The following is a 20277-nucleotide window of genomic DNA, read 5'->3' on the forward strand; positions in this document are numbered from 1 at the left end:
GTGCCGAGTGGTGGGGCAAGAGCGTTTTGCTTACTTTTGCGCTTTTTTCAAAAGTGAGCCGCTGTCAGAGCGGAACCATCGGTGGCCGTTACCTAAATAATGGATATGTACTCGGTCAAATCCAATATCCCGGTCGGCTGGCAGGCCGCCTTCGCAGGCAAGCCAGCTCCCACATTTGGATCACCGTGCCTCAGTTAGATCAGCGTCGGCTGTCAAGCCGTCACGGGAGCAAGCTCCCTCGCCACAGGTCCAGCGTCACTCCAAAATTGTGTAGATACCCATTGCCATCGCAGACAAGCCAGCTCCCACAGTTTTAGCCTTTCAGGGCCTTGAGCTTGGCCAACACCCCTTCCGCTGTCTGCTCACCCATCAACTGCTCACGCACCTTGCCCTTGTCGTCGATGATGTAGGTCACCGGCAATGCCTCGCTGCGCGGAATCTCGAAGATCCCGTCCGGGTTCTGGGCCAGTACCGTGAACTTGATCCCCAGCTTGTCGCTGGCGGCCTTCAGTTCCTCACCCTGCACATTGTCGAAGTTGACGCCGAACACCCCGACATTCTGGCCTTTCAACTGTTCTGCCAGGGCATTGAGCTCGGGGATTTCCGTGCGGCACGGGCCACACCATTCGGCCCAGTAGTTGACCACCAGCCACTGTTTGTCCAGGCGTTCGGCCGCCACTTTCTGGCCATATTGGTCAACGCCGTAATCGTTACCGCAGCCGCTGAGCAGCAGGGTTGTAATGATCGCCAATGCACCGATCAGTCGCCTTGTCATGGGGTATTCCTTCGCAAAAATGAACGTTGGCTGCGGCCTATCGCCTCTTACGGTTTAAGGACAGGCGCCAGCGCAGGTAGAATACCCGCCACCTTACGCAAGATGCGACCCGCACATGACCGATCTGACGCTTTATCACAACCCGCGCTGCTCGAAATCCCGCGGTGCGCTGGAACTGCTGGAAGCCCGCGGCCTCAACCCGACCGTCGTGCGCTACCTGGAAACCCCGCTGGATGCCGCGCAAATCGAGGCCCTGCTGAGAAAACTGGGGATCAGCGCACGCCAACTGCTGCGCACCGGCGAAGACGAATACAAAACCCTGAACCTGGCCGACGCCAGCCTCAGCGACACCCAACTGATCGCCGCCATCGCAGCCCATCCCAAGCTGATGGAACGCCCGATCCTGGAAACCGCCGACAAAGCCATCATTGGCCGCCCGCCCGAGAACGTGCTGGAGATCCTGCCGTGACTACGCCCTATGTGCTGGTGTTGTACTACAGCCGCAACGGCTCGGTGAGCGAGATGGCCCGACAGATTGCCCGCGGTATCGAGCAAGGCGGCATGGAAGCGCGGTTGCGCACCGTGCCGGCGATTTCCACCGAGTGCGAAGCGGTGGCGCCGAGCATTCCCGACGAAGGCGCGCTGTATGCCAGCCTGGACGACCTGAAGCACTGCTCGGGCCTGGCCCTGGGAAGCCCCACCCGGTTCGGCAACATGGCCGCGCCGCTCAAGTACTTCCTCGATGGCACCAGCAACCTGTGGCTCACTGGCGCTCTGGTCGGCAAGCCGGCCGGCGTGTTCACCTCCACCGCCAGCCTGCATGGCGGCCAGGAAACCACGCTGATGTCGATGCTGCTGCCGCTGCTGCACCACGGCATGCTGATCACCGGCCTGCCCTACAGCGAGCAGGCGCTGCTCGACACCCAGGGCGGCGGTACGCCGTATGGCGCCAGCCACCATTCCGGGCCAGACGGCAAGCGTATGCTCGATCAACATGAAATCACCTTGTGCCGGGCCTTGGGCCTGCGCCTGGCCAAGACCGCCACGCTGTTGGAGAACGGCCGTGGCCAGGAAGCCTAAGGTCCTGCCGCCACGGGAGTGGCTGGAGCCGCGGGTCAAGGTGGCACGCGCGCTGAGCCTGCTGGCGTTTTTGGGCCTGGTGGGCTTGTTGTGCGCGTACTACCTGTTGGTCGCCGACCTGCATGGGGCGCGCCCGTGGGTCATCCTGCTGATCGAACTGGTGCCGCTGCTGATACTTGCGCCAGGCATGCTGATGGGCAGCGCACGCGGGCATTCGTGGATGTGCTTTGCGGTGAACCTGTATTTCATCAAGGGCGCGCTGGCGGCGTATGACCCGAACCGCCAGTGGTTTGGTGTGCTGGAGATGCTGGCGAGTCTGGCGGTGTTTTGCACGGCGTTGCTGTATGTGCGTTGGCGGCATCAGTTGAACCGGCGACTGGCTGCTGATTTAAACCAGACCTGAAGCCCGCTATCGCAGGCAAGCCAGCTCCCACATTTGATAAGCGGCGCGGTCTAAAGGTGGGAGCTGGCTCACCTGCGATGGCATCACCGCGGTCTCAATGATTCACCGTGTAGGCCAACATCATCGACAACTGACACATCGGCCGCCCACTCTCGGCGTGCCACTGGTTGAAGGCGCCCTGCACCGTCGCCAAATCGCGCAGGCTGGTCGGGGCCTTGTCGACGATCTTCTGCGCATTCAACGCTGCCACCACGTCATCGCTCGGTACAAAGGTGTCCTTGCCGACCATGCGCAGGAAGCGCGGCGCCGACAGGCCGCCCAACTGGTGGCCGTGCTTGCTGAGGTACTTCCAGAGCCCGACGATATCCGTCACCGGCCAATCAGCGATAAACGCGCCGAAGCTGCCTTTCTCCTGCTCGATATCCAGGATCATCTGCGCGTTGCGCGGCACACTCTTGAGCTTGCCCAGGTGGCGGATGATGCGGGTGTCCTGCATCAGTCGTTCCAGGTGTTCGGCCCCCATCAGCACGACTTTTTCCGGGTCGAAGCCAAAGAACACCTGCTCGAACGCCGGCCATTTGGCATCGACCACGCTGTGCTTCAAACCGGCGCGGAATACTCGCAGCGCCAAGGTCGACAGGTAACGGTCATCCGTTATCTTGCGCAATTGCGCCGGGGTCTTGGGCACCGGCAGATGGGCTTCCAGCTTGGCCGCCGAACCGAAGCGGTTCAGACAATATTCGTGCAGCCACTTGTAATCGCGCATGCCCTCTCCTGTCAGTCGAATTGAAAACGGCGCCCGCAAGCGCCGTGTACTAGAGCCTCGGGAAGACTCAGAGGTTCACTACATTGACGAAACGCGATGCGGCGGTCTCATCGATTTTCAAGCTGGTGAAGTCGAACAGGTTGCGGTCGGCCAATTGCGACGGGATCACGTTTTGCAGGCTGCGGAAGATACTTTCGGTACGCCCAGGGGTCTTGCGCTCCCAGTCCACCAGCATCTCCTTGACCACCTGGCGCTGCAGGTTTTCCTGGGAGCCGCACAGGTTGCACGGGATGATCGGGAATTGCTTGAAATCGGAGTAAGCCTGGATGTCCTTCTCGTTGCAATACGCCAGCGGGCGGATCACTACGTTGCGCCCATCATCGGCGCGCAGCTTGGGCGGCATGGCCTTGAGCGAGCCGTTGAAGAACATATTGAGGAAGAAGGTTTCGACAATGTCATCGCGGTGATGACCCAGGGCCATCTTGGTCGCGCCGATCTCATCGGCAAAGGTATAGAGCGTGCCACGGCGCAGGCGCGAGCACAGCGAGCAGGTGGTCTTGCCTTCCGGGATCAATTCCTTGACCACCGAGTAGGTGTCTTTCTCGACGATGTGGTACTCGACGCCCAGTTCTTTCAGATAGGCCGGCAGCACATGCTCAGGGAAACCGGGTTGCTTCTGGTCCATGTTGACCGCCACGATCTCGAACTTGATCGGCGCGACCTTTTGCAGGTGCAGCAACACGTCGAGCATGGTGTAGCTGTCTTTGCCGCCGGAGAGGCAGACCATGACCTTGTCGCCGTCCTCGATCATGTTGAAATCGGCGACCGCTTCACCGGCCAGGCGACGCAGGCGTTTTTGCAGTTTGTTCTGGTTGACTGTAAGAGTGCCCATGGCGCTTGGATCCGCAAAGGTGTGTGACGAAAAGCGCAGCATTTTACCGGCAAGACTGGCCGAGTTCCAATGTGGGAGCTCGATGGCATGAATCCAGACAGACCACACCGCGATTAGCACCCCTGTTTACAGCGCAATTTGCTCTAAAGGCCCTACGGTTATTCCGGTCATCCCTTTCTATACTGCAACTTGAGGTCGCACATCTATCCAGACCTTTCAGGCCATATGGCCCGTGGGCGCTCCGATGGGGGGCGATGGTAATAACGACAGGAGTGACTGGCATGATCCATCACGTCGTGGGGCTGTTTACCCATCCCGACCAGGAATGGCGGGAAATTCGTGGCGATAAAGAAGAAAGCATCAGCCACATGTACCTCACTCATACCCTGATTCTCGCGGCGATCCCCGCCATTTCCGCCTTTATTGGCACCACTCAAGTCGGCTGGGTCATCGGCAACCGTGCCCCGGTGATGCTGACCCAGGAAAGCGCGCTGTGGATGACTCTCATGTCCTACGCGGCCATGCTGTGCGGCGTGGCGGTGATGGGCGCGTTCATTCACTGGATGGCCCGCACCTACGACGCCAGCCCAAGCATGGCCCGCTGCGTGGCGTTTGCCACTTATACCGCCACACCCTTGTTTATCGGCGGGCTGGCGGCGCTCTACCCGCATATGTGGCTGGGCATGGTCGTGGGCACGGCGGCGATCTGCTACACGGTGTACCTGCTGTATGTGGGGCTGCCGACCTTCATGAGTATCGACCCGGATGAAGGTTTCCTTTTTTCCAGCTCGGTATTGGCCGTCGGCCTAGTGGTGCTAGTAGCGATCATGGCCTTTACCGTGATCGTCTGGGGCCTGGGCGTCGGGCCGATCTACACCAGTTGAACGAAAAACCCCGCAGGCAAGGCCACCGCAAGGTGGCTTTGTGCGTTATGCATGACCATTCGGCGCCTGACAGATTCGGAAACACCCAGCTTTGCGGCATACTGGGCGTCTCTGGAGATATGTACAGCATGCCCGAGCAACTCAATACCCGCGTCGAAGATTGTTTCCTGCAAGCCGAATCCTTTTTCAAACGAAGCTTCAAACGCCCCCAGGTCAGCCTCAAGCTGCGGGGCCAGAAAGCCGGTGTCGCGCATTTGCACGAGAACCTGCTGCGCTTCAACCCTCAGTTGTACCGTGAAAACAGCCAACACTTTCTCAAGCAAACCGTGGCCCACGAAGTGGCGCACCTGATTGCCCACCAGTTGTTTGGCGAGCGTATCCAGCCCCATGGCGAGGAATGGCAGTTGATCATGCGCGGGGTTTACGAACTGCCGCCCGACCGTTGCCATACCTACGAGGTCAAGCGCCGACAGGTGACTCGTTATATCTACCGCTGCCCGTGTGCGGACAGTGATTTTCCGTTTTCACCGCAGCGCCATGGGTTGGTGAACCAGGGGCGGCGATATTTGTGTCGGCGGTGTCGGCAGACGCTGGTGTTCACTGGGGAAACTCGGGTGGAATGAGGGCCTCTTCGCAGGCCAGCCAGCTCCCACATCTGGATCTGTGAACGCAATCAAAATGTGGGAGCTGGCTTGCCTGCGAAAGCGTCGGCTCAGTCAACCTACAACCTTGGCCTGCCGCAATTGCTCTATCCGCTCAATACCGAACCCCAACTCCGCCAGCACCTCATCACTGTGCGCCCCCACCGCCACTCCAATATGCCTGGGCGCCGGCAACCCCTCGGAGAATTTCAGCGGGCAGGCCAATTGCGCTTGTGTCGAGCCATCACCCCGGGGCACCTGGCTGACCAGCTCCCGCGCCTTCAACTGGGGATGCTCCACCGCTTCGCTCAAACTCAATACCGGCTCAACACAGGCATCCACCCCGGCAAACAACTCACACAACTGGTCAAAACTGCGCTTCTCGAACTCCACCTGCAACGCCTGTTTGAGCACGGCCTGGCGTTCGGGCGTCACGCTGTGTGCCGCCAGTTCCGGGCGCCCCAAGGCCGCGCACAGCTGCTGCATAAACCCCGGCTCCAAACTGCCCACCGACATCCAGCGCCCATCGCGTGTGCGGTAGTAGTCATAGAAACTCCCGCCATTGAGCACATGGTTCTCCCACCCAGGCTCGACCCCGCAAGCCAGGTAACCGGCCCCAGCCATGGCGTTCAGGCTGAACGAGCAATCGGTCATGCTCACATCCAGGTATTGCCCCACCCCGCTTTGCTGCCTGGCAATTACCGCCGCCAGCAAGCCCACCACGGCGTGCAGCGAACCGCCCGCCACATCCGCCAGTTGTACGCCCAGGGGCAACGGGCCGGTGTCCTGGCGCCCGGTATGGCTGGCGACGCCGGCCAACGCCAGGTAGTTGATATCGTGCCCGGCGCGGTCCTTATAGGGGCCGGTCTGGCCGTAGCCGGTGATCGACACATAGATCAGCCGCGGGTTGATCGCCTTCAGCGCCTCATAGCCCAGGCCCAAGCGCTCCATGACACCGGGGCGGAACTGCTCGAGCAGGATGTCATGGCCCTTGACCAACTCACGCACAATCTCCAGCGCCTCGGCCTGTTTGAGGTCCAGGGCCAGGCTGCGCTTGTTGCGGTTGAGGTAGGCGTGGCTGGCCGACGTGCCACGATCATGGGGCGGCAACACACGCAACAGGTCCATCCGCGTGGGCGATTCGATACGCAGCACCTCGGCGCCCATGTCCGCCAGCATCAAAGAGGCAAACGGGCCGGGCAGCAAGGTGGAAAAATCCAACACTTTAAGGGACGCCAAGGGACCTGACATGGGGGCTCCAGTTGGGTTGCGAATACCCACAGACTAGGCAGCCGGGCGCCTGCCGGCAATCGTCAGAACGATCAACCACAGTGACCGTTTTGATCACGGCGGGCTTTTTCGCGGCGGCGGCTTTATCATTGGCCGACGTTTGTTGGCAGAGTCTTCCATGAAGTTCGCGATTGCACTGTATAGCGCCGCCCACGCGCCCTCCTCGCGCCGCGCCCTGTTGTTCGCACAGGCGACGCTGGCCGGCGGGCATGAGATCGTGCGGCTGTTTTTCTACCAGGACGGCGTGTACAGCGCGTCCAATAACATCGTCGCGCCCCAGGATGAGCAAGACATTGCGCGCCAATGGCGCGAGTTTGTCAGCCAGCACCAGCTCGACGGCGTGGTGTGCATCGCCGCCGCGCTGCGCCGGGGTGTGCTTAATGCCGAGGAAGCTGCGCGTTACCAACGCAGCGCGATCAACCTGGAAGCACCCTGGGCGTTGTCGGGCCTGGGTCAATTGCATGACGCGATCCAGGACGCCGACCGCCTGATCTGTTTTGGAGGACCGTGACATGTCCAGATCCTTGTTGGTGATCAGCCGCCAGGCCCCGTGGTCCGGGCCGAGTGCGCGGGAAGCACTGGATATCGTGCTGGCCGGCGGCGCGTTCGATCTGCCCATTGGCCTGCTGTTCCTGGATGACGGTGTGTTCCAACTGGCGCCGAACCAAGCCGCCAAGGCCGTGCAACAGAAAGACCTGAGTGCCAACCTGCAGGCCCTGGGCCTATTCGGCATTGATGACGTGTTCGCGTGCAGCCATAGCCTGTCCGCACGCGGGCTGCCGCCGCCCGCCCACGCGCAGGCGCTCGACAGCCAAGCCATTTCCCAGCTGATTGACCGTTACGACCAGGTGATTACCCTCTGATGTCGACTCTACATGTGGTGTCTCATTCCCCGTTTACTGACAGCCGCCTCGACAGCTGCCTGCGCATCTGTGGCGCCGAGGACGCAATCCTTTTGTGTGGTGACGGAGCCTACGGCCTGCACACGCCCACCCTGCAAACCAAAGGCGTAAAGGTGTTTGTGCTGGCCGAAGACATGCAGGCACGCAACCTGCCGCTGCCCGACTGGGCTGACAGCGTCGATTACCCAGGCTTCGTGCAACTGTCGATCGACTACGACAAGGTCAACACCTGGCTATGAACACCTTGACCGTCGGCGCACGCACCCTGGAACTGGATAAGGACGGCTACCTCGTCGACCTCAACGACTGGTCCGATGAAGTGGCGAATGCCCTGGCCGCTGCCGAAGCCTTGGAACTGACCCCGGCACACTGGGAAATCCTCACCCTGCTGCGCCAGTTCTACACGGAGTTCCAGCTGTCCCCCGCCACGCGCCCGCTGATCAAGTACACCGCCTTGAAGCTGGGCCCGGAAAAGGGCAACAGCCTGCACCTCAACAAACTGTTCAACGGCACTCCCGCCAAACTCGCCGCCAAGCTGGCGGGCCTGCCCAGGCCGACGAATTGCTTATGACCGACTTTGCCCCCCTGACTCTCGTAACACCCCAAGAGCACCCCTTTGCGCAGTTCGTGCGCATCCTCGGCAAAGGCAAGCGTGGCGCGCGCAACCTCACCCGCGAGGAAGCGCGGGAAGCCATGGGCATGCTGCTCGACGAAAAGGTCGAGGACACCCAGCTCGGCGCCTTCCTGATGCTGCTGCGCCACAAGGAAGAAAGCCCGGAAGAACTCGCGGGCTTCACCGAAGCCGTACGTGAGCGCCTGCACGCGCCAGCGCTGAACGTCGATATCGACTGGCCGACCTATGCCGGTAAAAAGCGCCACCTGCCGTGGTTCCTGCTGGCAGCCAAATGCCTGGCACAGAACGGCGTGCGCATCCTGATGCACGGCGGCGGCGCCCACACTGCGGGGCGCTTGTACACCGAGCAATTGCTGGACGGCTTGCAGATCCCGCTGTGCCGCGCTTGGCAACAGGTCGAGAGCGCCTTTGCCCACGGCAACCTGGCATTTATCCCATTGGGTGATTGGGCGCCACAGCTGCAACGCATGATCGATCTGCGCAACACCTTGGGCCTGCGTTCGCCTATCCATTCGCTGGCGCGCCTGCTCAACCCGCTGAATGCGCGCTGTGGCCTGCAAAGCATTTTCCACCCCGGTTACCAGGGCGTGCATCGTGATGCCAGTGGCTTGCTGGGTGACAACGTGATTGTGGTCAAGGGCGACGGCGGCGAGATCGAAATCAACCCCGATACCGTCAGTCATCTGTATGGCACCACTGGCGCCCAGAGCTGGGACGAAGAGTGGCCCGCCCTTTCCGTCCAGCGCCACGTCAAGCCAGCAACGCTTGAGCCCGAGCACCTCAAAGCGCTGTGGCGCGGCGACGTTGAGGACAGCTACCCGCAACTGGCGTTGATCGCCACCATGGCGTTGGCCCTGCGCGGCCTTGGTCACCCGCGACAACAGGCGTTCGAGTTGGCCCAGCAGTACTGGGACGTACGGGATAAATCGATTTAATCGATCATTCACGCCGGTTCTTTGCGCTTTTAGTTCGAACTCATCCCTTTAGACTGGGCTCCAACGCTTATCAGCCAAGGAGCCAGTCATGGGTTTATTGATCGAAGGACAGTGGAAAGACCAGTGGTACGAAAGTAGCGCCGATGGCGCTTTCCAACGGGAACAGGCACAACGCCGCAACTGGGTGACCGCCGATGGCGCGCCAGGCCCGAGTGGTGAAGGCGGCTTCAAGGCCGAGGCCGGTCGCTATCACCTCTATGTATCCCTCGCCTGCCCGTGGGCGCACCGCACCTTGATCCTGCGCAAGCTCAAGGGCCTGGAAAGCCTGATCGACGTCTCGGTGGTCAGTTGGCTGATGCTGGAAAACGGCTGGACCTTCGACAAGGCCCACGGCTCCAGCGGCGACAAACTGGACGGTTTCAACTTCATGCACCAACGCTACACCGCCGATACCGCCGACTATACCGGGCGCGTGACCGTACCGGTGCTGTGGGACAAAAAGCTCAAGCGCATCGTCAGCAATGAGTCGGCGGAGATCATCCGCATGTTCAACAGTGCGTTCAATGCGCTGACCGGCAATACCCTGGATTTCTACCCCCAAGCCCTGCATTCGACCATCGACAGCCTCAACGAACGCATCTACCCCGCTGTGAACAACGGTGTGTACCGCGCAGGTTTCGCGACCTCACAACAGGCGTATGAAAGTGCGTTTGATGATGTGTTTGCCGAGCTGGATCATTTGGAACAGCACCTGAGCAGCCATCGCTATCTGGCCGGCGAGTACCTGACCGAAGCCGATGTGCGGCTGTTCACCACGCTGATTCGTTTTGATGCGGTGTACTACAGCCACTTCAAATGCAACCTGCGGCGAATTGCCGATTATGCGAACTTGTCAAACTGGCTGCGGGAGATGTATCAGTGGCCAGGCGTGGCCGAGACGGTGGATTTCGAGCATATCAAGGGGCATTACTATGCCAGCCATCGCACGATCAACCCGACGGGGATTGTGCCTAAGGGGCCGTTGCAGGGGTTTGATACGGAGCATGATCGGGTGCGGCTGCCGGGTAAAGGTGTCTTTGGCTGATAACTCTTGTGGCGAGGGAGCTTGCTCCCGCTGGGCTGCGTAGCGGCCCCAAAATCTTGGGAGCGCTTCGCACTCCAACGGGAGCAAGCTCCCTCGCCACAGGAGCCGGTTCAGACTTGGGACTGAGCGCCCTCGAACCACTTGAGCTTCTCACGCAACACCACCACCTCACCCACGATCACCAATGTCGGCGCATGCACTTCATGCTCCGCCACCATGCGCGGCAGGTCGGCCAGGGTGCCGGTGAACACGCGCTGGTTGGACGTGGTGCCCTGCTGGATCAGCGCCGCTGGGGTATCCGACGCGCGCCCGTGCTTGATCAACTGCTCGCAAATGATCGGCAAGCCAATCAAGCCCATGTAGAACACCAGGGTCTGTGAGGGGCCGACCAGGTCTTGCCAAGGCAAGTCCGAGGTACCGTTCTTCAAGTGCCCGGTAATAAACCGTACCGACTGGGCATAGTCGCGGTGAGTCAGCGGAATCCCGGCATAAGCCGCACAACCACTGGCTGCCGTAATACCCGGCACCACCTGGAACGGGATGCCGTGGGCCGCCAACTCTTCGATCTCTTCACCACCACGACCAAAGATGAACGGGTCCCCCCCCTTGAGGCGCAGCACGCGCTTGCCTTGCTTGGCCAGGTCTACCAGTTGCTGGTTGATCTGATCCTGGGGCACCGCGTGATCGGCGCGACGCTTGCCGACGTACACGCGCTCGGCATCACGACGGCACAGTTCCAAAATCGCCGGCGCAACCAAACGGTCGTACAGCACCACGTCGGCTTGCTGCATCAGGCGCAATGCACGGAAGGTCAGCAAATCCGGGTCGCCTGGGCCCGCACCCACCAGGTACACCTCACCGGGCGCGTAAGGCGGCGCGCCGTTGACCTTTTCGATCAACAGGCGCTCGGCCTCCTCGCCCTGCCCGGCCAACTGGCGGTCGGCAATCGGGCCCTGGAACACTTCTTCCCAGAACGCCCGGCGTTGCTGCACATCCGGGTACAAACCTTTGACCTGAGCCCGAAAACGCGCGGCCAGCCCAGCCAATTGACCGTAGGTCGAGGGAATCCAGGTTTCCAGCTTGGCGCGGATCAGCCGTGCCAGTACCGGCGCATCACCGCCGCTGGAGACGGCAATCACCAAGGGTGAACGGTCGACAATCGCCGGGAAGATCACGCTGCACAACGCTGGCGCGTCCACCACATTGACCGGCACGCAGCGGCGCTTGGCATCACTGGATACTTGCGCATTCAGTGGCTCATCGTCGGTGGCCGCGATAATCAGGGTGCAACCGTCCAGGTCGGCCTCCTGATAACCGCGCAACATCAGTTCCCCGCCACTGCCCAGCACCAGCTCACGCAGCTGGCTTTCGATCTGGGGAGCAACCACCCGCAACACCGCGCCGGCGTCGGCCAGCAGCCGGGATTTGCGCAAGGCAATCTCCCCACCACCGACGACCAACACACGACTGCCGCGCAGGTTATGAAACAGCGGCAGAAATTCCATTTAGCGGATGACCTCAACGCCCGCCATGTAAGGCTTGAGCACCTCAGGTACACGGATCGAACCGTCCGCCTGCTGGTAGTTTTCCAGCACGGCCACCAGGGTACGGCCTACGGCCAGGCCCGAACCGTTGAGGGTGTGCACCAGCTCCGGCTTGCCGGTTTCCGGGTTGCGGAAACGCGCCTGCATGCGACGGGCCTGGAAGTCACCACAGTTGGAGCACGACGAAATCTCGCGGTATTTGTCCTGGCTCGGCACCCACACTTCCAGGTCGTAGGTTTTCACGGCGCTGAAGCCCATGTCGCCCGTGCACAGGGCCAGTACGCGGTAAGGCAGTTCCAGCAACTGCAGCACACGCTCGGCGTTGGCAGTCAGGCCTTCCAGGGCTTCCATGGAGGTCGACGGCTCTACTACCTGGACCATTTCAACCTTGTCGAACTGATGCTGGCGGATCATGCCACGGGTGTCGCGACCCGACGCGCCGGCTTCGCTACGGAAGCACGGGCTGTGAGCAACCAGCTTCAACGGCAGTTGCTTGGCGTCGAGGATTTCGCCGGCGACGATATTGGTCAGCGACACTTCGGCGGTCGGGATCAGGTACAGGTCGGCTTCGCCGTCGCGGCTGATCTTGAACAGGTCTTCTTCGAATTTCGGCAGTTGGCTGGTGCCCATCAACGCCGGCGCCTGAACCAGGTACGGGGTGTAGGCCTCTTCATAACCGTGTTCGCCGGTGTGCAGGTTGATCATGAACTGCGCCAGTGCACGGTGCATGCGCGCAATCGGGCCGCGCAGCAAGGCAAAGCGTGCGCCGGACATTTTTGCCGCGGTTTCAAAATCCAGGCCACCGGTCAATTCGCCCAGGGCGACGTGGTCCTTGATCTCGAAATCGAAGGCTTTCGGCGTGCCCCAGCGGCGCACTTCGACGTTGCCGTCTTCATCTTCGCCGACCGGCACAGATTCGTGGGGCAGGTTCGGAATGCCCAGCAGGATCGAATCCAATTGGGTCTGAATGCCTTCCAGCTCGATTTTGCCGTCGGACAGCTCAGTGCCCATGCGCTCGACATCCGCCATCAACGGCGCGATGTCTTCACCGCGCTGCTTGGCCTGGCCGATGGACTTGGAGCGCGCATTACGTTCAGCCTGCAGTGCTTCGGTGCGGGTCTGGACGGTCTTGCGCTGTTCTTCCAGCGCTTCGATGCGCGCAACATCCAAGGCAAAGCCACGGGATGCCAGGCGGTCCGCTACGTCCTGAAGGTTGCTACGTAACAGTTTGGAATCGAGCATGTCGGTCTCTCGTTATCAAAGTTTGGTCAAGGACAGGCCAGCCCAGGTGGCGAGCAGCCCGCCGAATACGCTGATGGCCGCATAGCCAATCGCCAGCGGCACTTGCCCGCTTTCCAGCAGGCGCACGGTATCCAGTGAAAAGGATGAAAAAGTCGTCAGGCCGCCAAGAAAGCCAACCATCAGGCCGGCACGTACCTCGACAGGCACTTCCGGGCGTAACAAAAACAGGCCGTATAACACGCCGATCAACAGGCAGCCCACGATATTAACGGCGAGCGTCGCCGTATAGAAGTGTTTCGGCCAATTGGCGTTGATCCAATTGCCGGTGGCGAAGCGCAGCAGTGTACCGGCGATACCTCCCGCCGAGACGGCGACCACTAAAGGAATCATGTTTTTCTCCGCTGCCTGGGGCTCAGACGGTCAAGGGTGGCCAGGTGGTTGAGCTTCTCACCGATCTTCAGCTCCAGGCCACGGGGCACTGGCTGGTAGAACGGCTGCGGCTCCAACTCATCCGGGAAGTAGTCTTCGCCGGCCGCGTAGGCGTCCGGCTCATCGTGGGCATAACGGTATTCGTCGCCATACCCCAGCTGCTTCATCAGCTTGGTCGGCGCGTTGCGCAGGTGCAGCGGCACTTCGAGGGAACCATGCTCGGCGGCCGCACGCAGGGCCGACTTGAAGCCCATGTATACCGCGTTGCTTTTGGGCGCGCAGGCCAGGTAAGTGATGGCCTGGGCCACCGCCAGCTCGCCTTCCGGGCTGCCGAGGCGCTCCTGCACCTCCCAGGCGGCCAGGCACAGGCTCAGGGCCCGCGGGTCGGCATTGCCGATGTCTTCGCTGGCCATGCGCACCACACGACGCGCCAGGTACAGCGGGTCGCACCCGCCGTCGATCATGCGCGCAAACCAATACAGCGCGCCATCAGGGTTGGAACCGCGTACGGATTTGTGCAGCGCGGAAATCTGGTCGTAGAAGGCTTCGCCGCCCTTGTCGAAACGCCGGCGTGTGTCACCGAGCAAGCTTTGCAACAGGTCGACGCCAATCTCGCCGCCGTCTTCGGCCAGGTCGGAAGCATTCTCCAGCAGGTTGAGAAAGCGGCGCCCGTCACCATCGGCGGCGGTCAGCAAAATCTTGAAGCCTTCATCACTGAGGCTCAGCTGGCGCTTGCCCAGCCCCTTGTCTTCGCTCAAGGCACGGTGCAGCAGCTTTTGCATCGCCGCTTCATCCAGGCTCTTGAGCACATAGACCCGCGCCCGTGACAACAAGGCGTTGTTCAATTCAAAGGAAGGGTTTTCGGTGGTGGCGCCGATAAAAATCAGCGTACCGTCCTCGACATAAGGCAGGAACGCATCCTGCTGCGACTTGTTGAATCGATGTACTTCGTCGACAAACAGGATAGTGCGCTTGCCGTATTGCCCGGCCTGCTGCTTGGCGACTTCCACCGCCTGGCGGATCTCCTTGACCCCGGCGAGCACCGCCGAGACCGTTTCAAAGTGCGCATCCGAGACTTTCGCCAGCAACCGCGCCAGGGTGGTCTTGCCCACGCCCGGCGGCCCCCAGAAAATCATCGAATGCAGCGCACCCTGCTCCAGAGCTTCGCGCAAGGGCTTGCCCCGAGCGAGCAGGTGTTCCTGACCGACGTACTCATCCAGGTTGGTCGAACGCAAGCGCGCGGCCAACGGCTGGGCAATCGGGTCACTTCGAAACAGATCCATGGGCAGCGTTTGAAACCTCTGGGCAGTTTATTCCTGGATCACGTCGGCACCCTTGGGGATGTCGAACTTGAACTTGGACGCGGGCACCGGCTGGTTGGCCTTGACCCCGGAGAACAGGATATCGGTGCGCTGGCCGACGCTGTCGACCAGGCGCATGTTGTTGATCACGCCGTTGCCGAACGACAGGGACAGCGTGTCAAACAGCGTATCCTTGGATTTTGGCTTGAGGGTGAACTCGATGACGTTGCTGGTCTGCTTGGAGGTGATGTCGAAGCTGTCGTTGATTTTCGACACATCACCCGACAGCAGCAGTGCCGGGGTCTGGTTCAGGCGCGGATCGAGCTTCTTGATGGTGGCCTGTTCCAGGTCCGGGTCCCACAGCGTGACTTTCTGGCCGTCGGAAACGATGGTCTGCTCCGCCTTGCCTTCGGTATGCCAGTAGAACAGCCCTGGGCGCTGCACGGCCATTTCACCGGCGGTTTCCTGCAACTGGGTGCCGCCGGCATCCAGGGTCAGCTGGGAGAAGCGCGCGGTGAGGGTCTGGGATTTGTCCAACAGGTTCTTCAGGCTGGCGACGGAAGCCGGGTCAGCGTGAGCCGAAACAGCGGTCAGGGCCAGGGCCGGCAACAACAGCATGCGGATAAAGCGCATGGGAGTCCTCATTGAGTAGTCAGGGCACGCCGCGTGTTGCCACGCGGCGCGGAATCAGTCGCGCATCTGCCCGGGGGCGATGACTTCACGCGAGCCATTGGTGTTCATTGCGGTCACCACGCCGGCCATTTCCATGGCTTCGATCATGCGGGCGGCGCGGTTGTAGCCGATTTTAAGCTTGCGCTGCACCGCCGAAATCGAGGCACGGCGGCTTTCCAGTACGAAGGCCACGGCTTCGTCATACAAAGCGTCGGTCTCGGCATCGTCATCACCGCCACCGCCGCCATTTTCAAAGCCGCTGCCGGCTTCTTCGACGCCGTTGAGGATGTCGTCGTTGTACTCGGGCGCGCCGCGCAGTTTCCAGGCTTCGACCACACGGTGGACTTCGTCATCGGAAACAAAGGCGCCGTGAACGCGGATCGGCAGGCTGGTGCCAGGCGGCATGTAGAGCATGTCACCGTGGCCCAGCAGTTGCTCGGCGCCACCCTGGTCAATGATGGTGCGCGAGTCGATCTTGCTGGAAACCTGGAACGCCATGCGCGTCGGAATGTTGGCCTTGATCAGGCCGGTGATCACGTCCACCGACGGCCGCTGTGTCGCGAGGATCAAGTGGATACCCGCCGCCCGCGCCTTCTGGGCGATACGGGCGATCAGCTCCTCAACCTTCTTGCCGACGATCATCATCATGTCGGCAAATTCATCGACCACCACCACGATGGTCGGCAACTTGGTCAGCAGTGGTGCTTCATCGTGAATGCTTTCGCGCTTGTACAGCGGGTCGGTCAGCGGTGTGCCGGCGTCCTGGGCTTCCTTGACCTTGGCATTGAAGCCCGACAGGTTCCGCACGCCCATCTTCGCCATCAGCTTGTAGCGGCGCTCCATCTCGGCAACGCTCCAGCGCAGGGCGTTGGCGGCGTCCTTCATGTCGGTGACCACCGGGCACAGCAGGTGCGGGATGCCTTCGTAGATCGACAGTTCCAGCATCTTCGGGTCGATCATGATCAGCTTGGCGTCATCCGGCCCGGACTTGAACAGGATCGACAGGATCATGGCGTTCACACCCACCGACTTACCGGAACCGGTGGTACCGGCTACCAGCAGGTGCGGCATTTTCGCCAGGTCGGTAATCACCGGCTTGCCGCCGATGTCATGGCCGAGCGCCAGGGTGACCGGCGATTTGAAGTTGTCGTATTCCGGCGTCGACAGCACTTCGGAGAAGCGCACGATCTGGCGGTCTTCGTTGGGAATCTCGATACCCACGGTGGTCTTGCCCGGGATCACTTCCACCACACGCACGCTGGTCACGGCCAGGGAACGTGCCAAGTCTTTGGCCAGGTTGGAAATGCGGCTGACTTTTACCCCGGCGGCCGGTTGGATTTCGTAACGGGTAATCACCGGGCCCGGATGGATCGAGTCCACCGACACTTCGACGCCGAATTCCTTGAGCTTGATTTCCAGCAGGTGGCCGACGGCCGCCAGGGATTCGGGGGAATAGTTGAGTTGTTTCTTTTCGGCCGGGTCCAGAATCGAGATCGGCGGCAAGGTGCCTTCGACGGCGCTGTCGATGAACAGCGGTGCCTGCTTCTCTTTTTGCACGCGATGGCTGGGCTCCGGTGCCTTGGGCGGTGCCGGGGCGATCACGGGCGGCACCTGCTTTTCACGGTCCGACATGTGCTTGCTCAGGGCCTGCTCGCGCTCGATCAAGCGCTCCTTGACCTTGGCTTGCTCGCGCCGATCCGGCGTGCTTGGGGCCACCACCTCGTTGACACGGGTGTCCACCTCACGCAGCTGCGCAACCATTTGCTTGCGCTCGACACGGGCGGCCCACCAGCGGTTGGCGGCGCCCTGGAACAATTCGAACAGGTCGAGGGTGATCTTGCCGGTCACGTCCATCACCTTGAACCATGACAGGTCGGTGAATACCGTGAGGCCGAACAGGAACAGCGCGATGAACATCAGGGTGCTGCCCTGGATATTCAGGGTCCTGCGCGCCAGGTCGCCAAGGCTTTCACCCAGGGCCCCGCCCGCGCCCGCCGGCAGACCAGTCGGGGCATGGAAGTGGATATGCGCCAGCGCAGCTCCGGACAGCACCAGGAACACCAGGCCGATCAGGCGCCAGGAGAACAGCCAGCCGCTCCACTGCCACGGCTCGTGACGCTGGCGGAAGATCTGCCAGGTCTTGATCGCCAGCAACAGCGGGAAAATGTAGGCAAAGTAACCCAGGATCATGAAGAGGATATCGGCGCTGTAGGAACCTACAGGGCCGCCGAAATTCTGCACGTCATCGATCTTGCTGTTATGGCTCCAGCCCGGATCGTCCTTGCCATAGGTCAGCAAGGCCATCATCAGGAACAGGCACAGCGCACCGATGGCAATCAGTGCGCCTTCCTTGAGTCGGTAATGCAGGTGCTGGCGCCAGGCCGGTACGACTGCTGCTTTAGGTGCTGCGGCGGATTTCTTCAAAACGGGTCTATTCCTGCGCCTTTAGCGCGTCCATCTGTTGAATGACTACACACGACTGTTCTATCCGGAACAGTTGAAAAATGAACGAATGTTGCTGAATCTACTTTTAACACCCGGTGACGGTTAGGTGAAATGGCGATAACGCCACAATGGCCGCATTGTACGGGTTTGCGTGCGCGATGCCACACACTTGCCCTTCACCTGACTGCACGGACAATTTGAGCATGCATTGCCTTTGCTGACAAAGGCTTATGAGCTGTATTTAGCAATCCAGGCAAGCTTGGCAAATGGCCGGCATGCACCAGACCCGATTACGACCACACCCTGTGTACAGAGTTGCAGAAACACCCGTTCATGCTAATCCTCGTCAATCGCCTATTCGGGCTGGCCCCATGGCGCAGGGTCGTCAATAATCAACGCTTGCGGTGCAGGTGCATGACCTGCCACTCCCCTCCCCTTCCGTAAGCCTGGATGCCATGCTGACCTGGTTACAACGCGACACCCTGACGTTCCCTCCCTTGGCCAAGGCCATGCGCGAACCCAACGGCCTGCTCGCCGCCGGTGGCGACCTGTCGGCAGAACGGCTGGTCCAGGCCTACCGCCATGGCTGCTTCCCCTGGTTCTCCGAAGGCCAGCCTATCCTCTGGTGGTCACCCGACCCGCGCACAGTGATTTTCCCCGACGAGTTGCATGTTTCCCGCAGCCTGGGCAAATTATTGCGCCAGCAGCGCTATACCGTGACCTTCGACCAGGATTTCGCCGCCGTCATCCAAGCCTGCGCAGCACCCCGTGCCTACGCCGATGGCACCTGGATCACCGAAGGTATCCAGAAGGCTTATCTGGAGCTGCACCAGCGCGGCTACGCGCATTCCGTCGAGGTCTGGGACCAGGGCGAACTGGTGGGTGGCCTGTATGGCCTGGCGATGGGCCAGTTGTTTTTTGGCGAGTCCATGTTCAGCCGCGCCGACAACGCCTCCAAATTCGGTTTCGCCACATTGACCCGGCAACTGCAAGCCTGGGGATTTGTGCTGATCGATTGCCAGATGCCCAACGATCACTTGCACAGCCTGGGTGCCCGCGGCATACCCCGCAGCGTCTTCGCTGACTTCCTGCATAAACATCTGGACCAACCCAACGCTGGGCCGTGGGTTTCCTAGGCGACTTTCGCGCACGTGGCTTACACTTATTTCAAAGCTTATCCCGAGGGTTGATCATGACCGAGCTGGCGCGCTTGAAGTTCTATGCCACTCAAGCCCACTCATGCAGCTATCTGCCCGACGAGCAGGCCACCACGCTGTTCCTCGATCCCAGCCAGCCCATGGACGTGCATGTGTATGCCGACCTGTCCGAGATGGGCTTCCGGCGCAGCGGCGATCACCTGTATCGCCCCCATTGCCAGAACTGCAACGCGTGCGTGCCTGCGCGTATCCCGGTTGCGCAGTTTTCGCCCGACCGTAATCAGAAACGCATTCTCAAGCGCAACGCCGACCTGACAGTACACGCCACCAAACCCCAATACAGCGAAGAATATTTCGATCTCTACCAACGCTATATCGAGCAGCGTCATGCCGACGGCGATATGTATCCGCCCAGCCGCGACCAGTTTTCCACATTCCTGGTGCGTGACTTGCCTTTTTCGCGTTTCTACGAGTTCCGCCTCGACGGCCGCCTGCTGGCCGTAGCGGTGACCGACCTACTGCCCAACGGCCTCTCGGCGGTGTACACCTTCTATGAACCGACCGAAGAACGCCGAAGCCTCGGGCGCTTCGCCATCCTATGGCAAATAGGCGAAGCGCTGCGCCTGGAGCTGGAAGCGGTGTACCTCGGATACTGGATCAAGAACTGCAAAAAGATGAACTACAAGACCCAATATCGGCCCATTGAACTGCTGATTAATCAAAGATGGGTCACGCTTAACTAGAACCCCTTGGCTTGAACACCCTTTTTCGGGCACAATGCACGCCGCTTTTGCCTGGCGCAGTTGCACCGGGCCATTCACTGGATACCGAGGGCTTTACTGCATGTCGAAAGAAGACAGCTTCGAAATGGAAGGCACTGTCGTCGACACCCTGCCCAACACCATGTTTCGTGTGGAGTTGGAAAATGGGCACGTCGTAACCGCGCATATCTCCGGCAAGATGCGCAAGAACTACATTCGTATTCTTACCGGTGACAAAGTGCGCGTCGAGCTGACGCCCTATGACTTGAGCAAAGGGCGCATCACTTACCGCGCTCGCTAAGCAAGTCAATACAAAACGCCCGGTTATGCCGGGCGTTTTTGTGTGCGCAGGATTTAACAGTCACTACTTGGCTGTGTGAGAGCTGGCTTGCCTGCGATGGCGGCCTTTCAATAGCACATCTATATCTGACCCGCCGCTA

Annotated in this window: 24 protein-coding genes; 14 read left to right on the forward strand and 10 right to left on the reverse strand. The window is 60.8% G+C overall.

The window, feature by feature from the left end:
* Positions 1 to 313: 313 nt before the first annotated feature.
* Positions 314 to 775: a TlpA disulfide reductase family protein gene (locus tag CLM72_RS16260; protein ID WP_003192057.1), complete on the reverse strand. Its 462-nt coding sequence runs from the start codon at positions 773 to 775 to the stop codon at positions 314 to 316.
* A 115-nt stretch (positions 776 to 890) separates the two neighbouring features.
* Here CLM72_RS16260 and arsC point away from each other — a divergent pair, with 115 nt between their 5' ends.
* Genes arsC through CLM72_RS16275 form a run of 3 tightly spaced genes read left to right on the forward strand, consistent with a single transcriptional unit; the run spans position 891 to position 2258 of the window.
* A complete protein-coding gene (arsC, locus tag CLM72_RS16265; protein ID WP_105227150.1) occupies positions 891 to 1244 on the forward strand; it encodes an arsenate reductase (glutaredoxin) in 354 nt (117 codons plus the stop codon).
* Positions 1241 to 1855 (forward strand): NAD(P)H:quinone oxidoreductase, encoded by a 615-nt coding sequence (gene wrbA / locus CLM72_RS16270; RefSeq protein ID WP_014718885.1) that lies wholly within the window; start codon positions 1241 to 1243, stop codon positions 1853 to 1855. The genes arsC and wrbA overlap by 4 nt, the downstream gene beginning before the upstream one ends.
* Positions 1839 to 2258: a DUF2069 domain-containing protein gene (locus tag CLM72_RS16275; protein ID WP_105227151.1), complete on the forward strand. Its 420-nt coding sequence runs from the start codon at positions 1839 to 1841 to the stop codon at positions 2256 to 2258. The genes wrbA and CLM72_RS16275 overlap by 17 nt, the downstream gene beginning before the upstream one ends.
* A gap of 94 nt (positions 2259 to 2352) precedes the next feature.
* Here CLM72_RS16275 and CLM72_RS16280 read toward each other — a convergent pair whose 3' ends face one another.
* Both CLM72_RS16280 and ttcA read right to left on the reverse strand, forming a co-directional pair.
* The gene (locus CLM72_RS16280) at positions 2353 to 3024 is read right to left on the reverse strand and encodes a DNA-3-methyladenine glycosylase I (RefSeq protein WP_034127867.1); all 672 of its coding nucleotides are present in this window, start codon (positions 3022 to 3024) and stop codon (positions 2353 to 2355) included.
* Positions 3025 to 3091: 67 nt separating this feature from the next.
* A complete protein-coding gene (ttcA, locus tag CLM72_RS16285; RefSeq protein ID WP_014718888.1) occupies positions 3092 to 3916 on the reverse strand; it encodes a tRNA 2-thiocytidine(32) synthetase TtcA in 825 nt (274 codons plus the stop codon).
* Between the two features lie 281 nt (positions 3917 to 4197).
* On the opposite strand from ttcA, the gene CLM72_RS16290 reads away from it, so the two are divergent.
* A complete protein-coding gene (locus CLM72_RS16290; RefSeq protein WP_014718889.1) occupies positions 4198 to 4800 on the forward strand; it encodes a Yip1 family protein in 603 nt (200 codons plus the stop codon).
* Positions 4801 to 4928: 128 nt separating this feature from the next.
* Positions 4929 to 5423, forward strand: a complete 495-nt coding sequence (locus CLM72_RS16295; RefSeq protein ID WP_003192067.1) for a SprT family zinc-dependent metalloprotease — start codon at positions 4929 to 4931, stop codon at positions 5421 to 5423.
* Between the two features lie 93 nt (positions 5424 to 5516).
* On the opposite strand, the gene CLM72_RS16300 is transcribed toward CLM72_RS16295, so the two are convergent.
* Positions 5517 to 6692, reverse strand: coding sequence for a CaiB/BaiF CoA-transferase family protein (locus CLM72_RS16300; RefSeq protein WP_105227152.1), 1176 nt, complete (start codon positions 6690 to 6692; stop codon positions 5517 to 5519).
* A gap of 157 nt (positions 6693 to 6849) precedes the next feature.
* Here CLM72_RS16300 and tusD point away from each other — a divergent pair, with 157 nt between their 5' ends.
* The 6 genes from tusD (at position 6850) to CLM72_RS16330 (ending at position 10286) form a co-directional block, all read left to right on the forward strand.
* The gene (gene tusD, locus CLM72_RS16305; RefSeq protein WP_105227153.1) at positions 6850 to 7242 is read left to right on the forward strand and encodes a sulfurtransferase complex subunit TusD; all 393 of its coding nucleotides are present in this window, start codon (positions 6850 to 6852) and stop codon (positions 7240 to 7242) included.
* Between the two features lies 1 nt (position 7243).
* The gene (gene tusC / locus CLM72_RS16310; protein WP_105227154.1) at positions 7244 to 7594 is read left to right on the forward strand and encodes a sulfurtransferase complex subunit TusC; all 351 of its coding nucleotides are present in this window, start codon (positions 7244 to 7246) and stop codon (positions 7592 to 7594) included.
* Positions 7594 to 7872 (forward strand): sulfurtransferase complex subunit TusB, encoded by a 279-nt coding sequence (gene tusB, locus CLM72_RS16315; RefSeq protein ID WP_105227155.1) that lies wholly within the window; start codon positions 7594 to 7596, stop codon positions 7870 to 7872. Before tusC ends, tusB begins: the two co-directional genes overlap by 1 nt.
* Positions 7869 to 8204: a TusE/DsrC/DsvC family sulfur relay protein gene (locus CLM72_RS16320; protein ID WP_014718893.1), complete on the forward strand. Its 336-nt coding sequence runs from the start codon at positions 7869 to 7871 to the stop codon at positions 8202 to 8204. The genes tusB and CLM72_RS16320 overlap by 4 nt, the downstream gene beginning before the upstream one ends.
* Positions 8201 to 9202, forward strand: coding sequence for a glycosyl transferase family protein (locus CLM72_RS16325; protein ID WP_105227156.1), 1002 nt, complete (start codon positions 8201 to 8203; stop codon positions 9200 to 9202). Before CLM72_RS16320 ends, CLM72_RS16325 begins: the two co-directional genes overlap by 4 nt.
* Before the next feature lie 88 nt (positions 9203 to 9290).
* Positions 9291 to 10286: a glutathione S-transferase family protein gene (locus CLM72_RS16330; protein ID WP_105227157.1), complete on the forward strand. Its 996-nt coding sequence runs from the start codon at positions 9291 to 9293 to the stop codon at positions 10284 to 10286.
* Positions 10287 to 10396: 110 nt separating this feature from the next.
* On the opposite strand, the gene cysG is transcribed toward CLM72_RS16330, so the two are convergent.
* Genes cysG through ftsK form a run of 6 tightly spaced genes read right to left on the reverse strand, consistent with a single transcriptional unit; the run spans position 10397 to position 17898 of the window.
* Entirely contained in the window at positions 10397 to 11791 is a 1395-nt protein-coding gene (cysG, locus tag CLM72_RS16335) for a siroheme synthase CysG (protein ID WP_054898296.1), read from the reverse strand.
* Positions 11792 to 13072, reverse strand: coding sequence for a serine--tRNA ligase (gene serS / locus CLM72_RS16340; protein WP_032896683.1), 1281 nt, complete (start codon positions 13070 to 13072; stop codon positions 11792 to 11794).
* Between the two features lie 15 nt (positions 13073 to 13087).
* On the reverse strand, positions 13088 to 13462 hold the full coding sequence (gene crcB / locus CLM72_RS16345) for a fluoride efflux transporter CrcB (RefSeq protein WP_003192080.1): 375 nt from the start codon (positions 13460 to 13462) through the stop codon (positions 13088 to 13090).
* Positions 13459 to 14784, reverse strand: a complete 1326-nt coding sequence (locus CLM72_RS16350) for a replication-associated recombination protein A (RefSeq protein ID WP_105227158.1) — start codon at positions 14782 to 14784, stop codon at positions 13459 to 13461. The genes crcB and CLM72_RS16350 overlap by 4 nt, the downstream gene beginning before the upstream one ends.
* A 27-nt stretch (positions 14785 to 14811) precedes the next feature.
* The gene (lolA, locus tag CLM72_RS16355; RefSeq protein WP_003174700.1) at positions 14812 to 15435 is read right to left on the reverse strand and encodes an outer membrane lipoprotein chaperone LolA; all 624 of its coding nucleotides are present in this window, start codon (positions 15433 to 15435) and stop codon (positions 14812 to 14814) included.
* A 54-nt stretch (positions 15436 to 15489) separates the two neighbouring features.
* Entirely contained in the window at positions 15490 to 17898 is a 2409-nt protein-coding gene (ftsK, locus tag CLM72_RS16360) for a DNA translocase FtsK (RefSeq protein WP_032896677.1), read from the reverse strand.
* Between the two features lie 476 nt (positions 17899 to 18374).
* Between ftsK and aat the strand changes: the two genes are divergently transcribed.
* The 3 genes from aat (at position 18375) to infA (ending at position 20138) form a co-directional block, all read left to right on the forward strand.
* Complete coding sequence (gene aat / locus CLM72_RS16365) at positions 18375 to 19055, forward strand: leucyl/phenylalanyl-tRNA--protein transferase (RefSeq protein ID WP_105227159.1); 681 nt, start codon at positions 18375 to 18377, stop codon at positions 19053 to 19055.
* A gap of 56 nt (positions 19056 to 19111) precedes the next feature.
* Positions 19112 to 19819, forward strand: a complete 708-nt coding sequence (locus CLM72_RS16370) for an arginyltransferase (protein WP_003192088.1) — start codon at positions 19112 to 19114, stop codon at positions 19817 to 19819.
* Between the two features lie 100 nt (positions 19820 to 19919).
* Entirely contained in the window at positions 19920 to 20138 is a 219-nt protein-coding gene (gene infA, locus CLM72_RS16375; RefSeq protein WP_002553999.1) for a translation initiation factor IF-1, read from the forward strand.
* Positions 20139 to 20277 lie beyond the last annotated feature (139 nt).

This window comes from Pseudomonas sp. MYb193 (assembly GCF_002966775.1).
In the GTDB taxonomy this organism is placed as follows: Bacteria; Pseudomonadota; Gammaproteobacteria; order Pseudomonadales; family Pseudomonadaceae; genus Aquipseudomonas; species Aquipseudomonas paracarnis.

Excerpts from the sequence above, each read along its gene's own strand:
- CLM72_RS16260 (WP_003192057.1), bottom strand. The coding sequence starts at position 775 with ATGACAAGGCGACTGATCGGTGCATTGGCGATCATTACAACCCTGCTG.
- arsC (WP_105227150.1), top strand. The coding sequence starts at position 891 with ATGACCGATCTGACGCTTTATCACAACCCGCGCTGCTCGAAATCCCGC.
- CLM72_RS16280 (WP_034127867.1), bottom strand. The coding sequence starts at position 3,024 with ATGCGCGATTACAAGTGGCTGCACGAATATTGTCTGAACCGCTTCGGT.
- ttcA (WP_014718888.1), bottom strand. The coding sequence starts at position 3,916 with ATGGGCACTCTTACAGTCAACCAGAACAAACTGCAAAAACGCCTGCGT.
- CLM72_RS16290 (WP_014718889.1), top strand. The coding sequence starts at position 4,198 with ATGATCCATCACGTCGTGGGGCTGTTTACCCATCCCGACCAGGAATGG.
- CLM72_RS16295 (WP_003192067.1), top strand. The coding sequence starts at position 4,929 with ATGCCCGAGCAACTCAATACCCGCGTCGAAGATTGTTTCCTGCAAGCC.
- CLM72_RS16300 (WP_105227152.1), bottom strand. The coding sequence starts at position 6,692 with ATGTCAGGTCCCTTGGCGTCCCTTAAAGTGTTGGATTTTTCCACCTTG.
- tusD (WP_105227153.1), top strand. The coding sequence starts at position 6,850 with ATGAAGTTCGCGATTGCACTGTATAGCGCCGCCCACGCGCCCTCCTCG.
- tusC (WP_105227154.1), top strand. The coding sequence starts at position 7,244 with ATGTCCAGATCCTTGTTGGTGATCAGCCGCCAGGCCCCGTGGTCCGGG.
- tusB (WP_105227155.1), top strand. The coding sequence starts at position 7,594 with ATGTCGACTCTACATGTGGTGTCTCATTCCCCGTTTACTGACAGCCGC.
- CLM72_RS16320 (WP_014718893.1), top strand. The coding sequence starts at position 7,869 with ATGAACACCTTGACCGTCGGCGCACGCACCCTGGAACTGGATAAGGAC.
- CLM72_RS16325 (WP_105227156.1), top strand. The coding sequence starts at position 8,201 with ATGACCGACTTTGCCCCCCTGACTCTCGTAACACCCCAAGAGCACCCC.
- CLM72_RS16330 (WP_105227157.1), top strand. The coding sequence starts at position 9,291 with ATGGGTTTATTGATCGAAGGACAGTGGAAAGACCAGTGGTACGAAAGT.
- cysG (WP_054898296.1), bottom strand. The coding sequence starts at position 11,791 with ATGGAATTTCTGCCGCTGTTTCATAACCTGCGCGGCAGTCGTGTGTTG.
- serS (WP_032896683.1), bottom strand. The coding sequence starts at position 13,072 with ATGCTCGATTCCAAACTGTTACGTAGCAACCTTCAGGACGTAGCGGAC.
- crcB (WP_003192080.1), bottom strand. The coding sequence starts at position 13,462 with ATGATTCCTTTAGTGGTCGCCGTCTCGGCGGGAGGTATCGCCGGTACA.
- CLM72_RS16350 (WP_105227158.1), bottom strand. The coding sequence starts at position 14,784 with ATGGATCTGTTTCGAAGTGACCCGATTGCCCAGCCGTTGGCCGCGCGC.
- lolA (WP_003174700.1), bottom strand. The coding sequence starts at position 15,435 with ATGCGCTTTATCCGCATGCTGTTGTTGCCGGCCCTGGCCCTGACCGCT.
- aat (WP_105227159.1), top strand. The coding sequence starts at position 18,375 with ATGCTGACCTGGTTACAACGCGACACCCTGACGTTCCCTCCCTTGGCC.
- CLM72_RS16370 (WP_003192088.1), top strand. The coding sequence starts at position 19,112 with ATGACCGAGCTGGCGCGCTTGAAGTTCTATGCCACTCAAGCCCACTCA.
- infA (WP_002553999.1), top strand. The coding sequence starts at position 19,920 with ATGTCGAAAGAAGACAGCTTCGAAATGGAAGGCACTGTCGTCGACACC.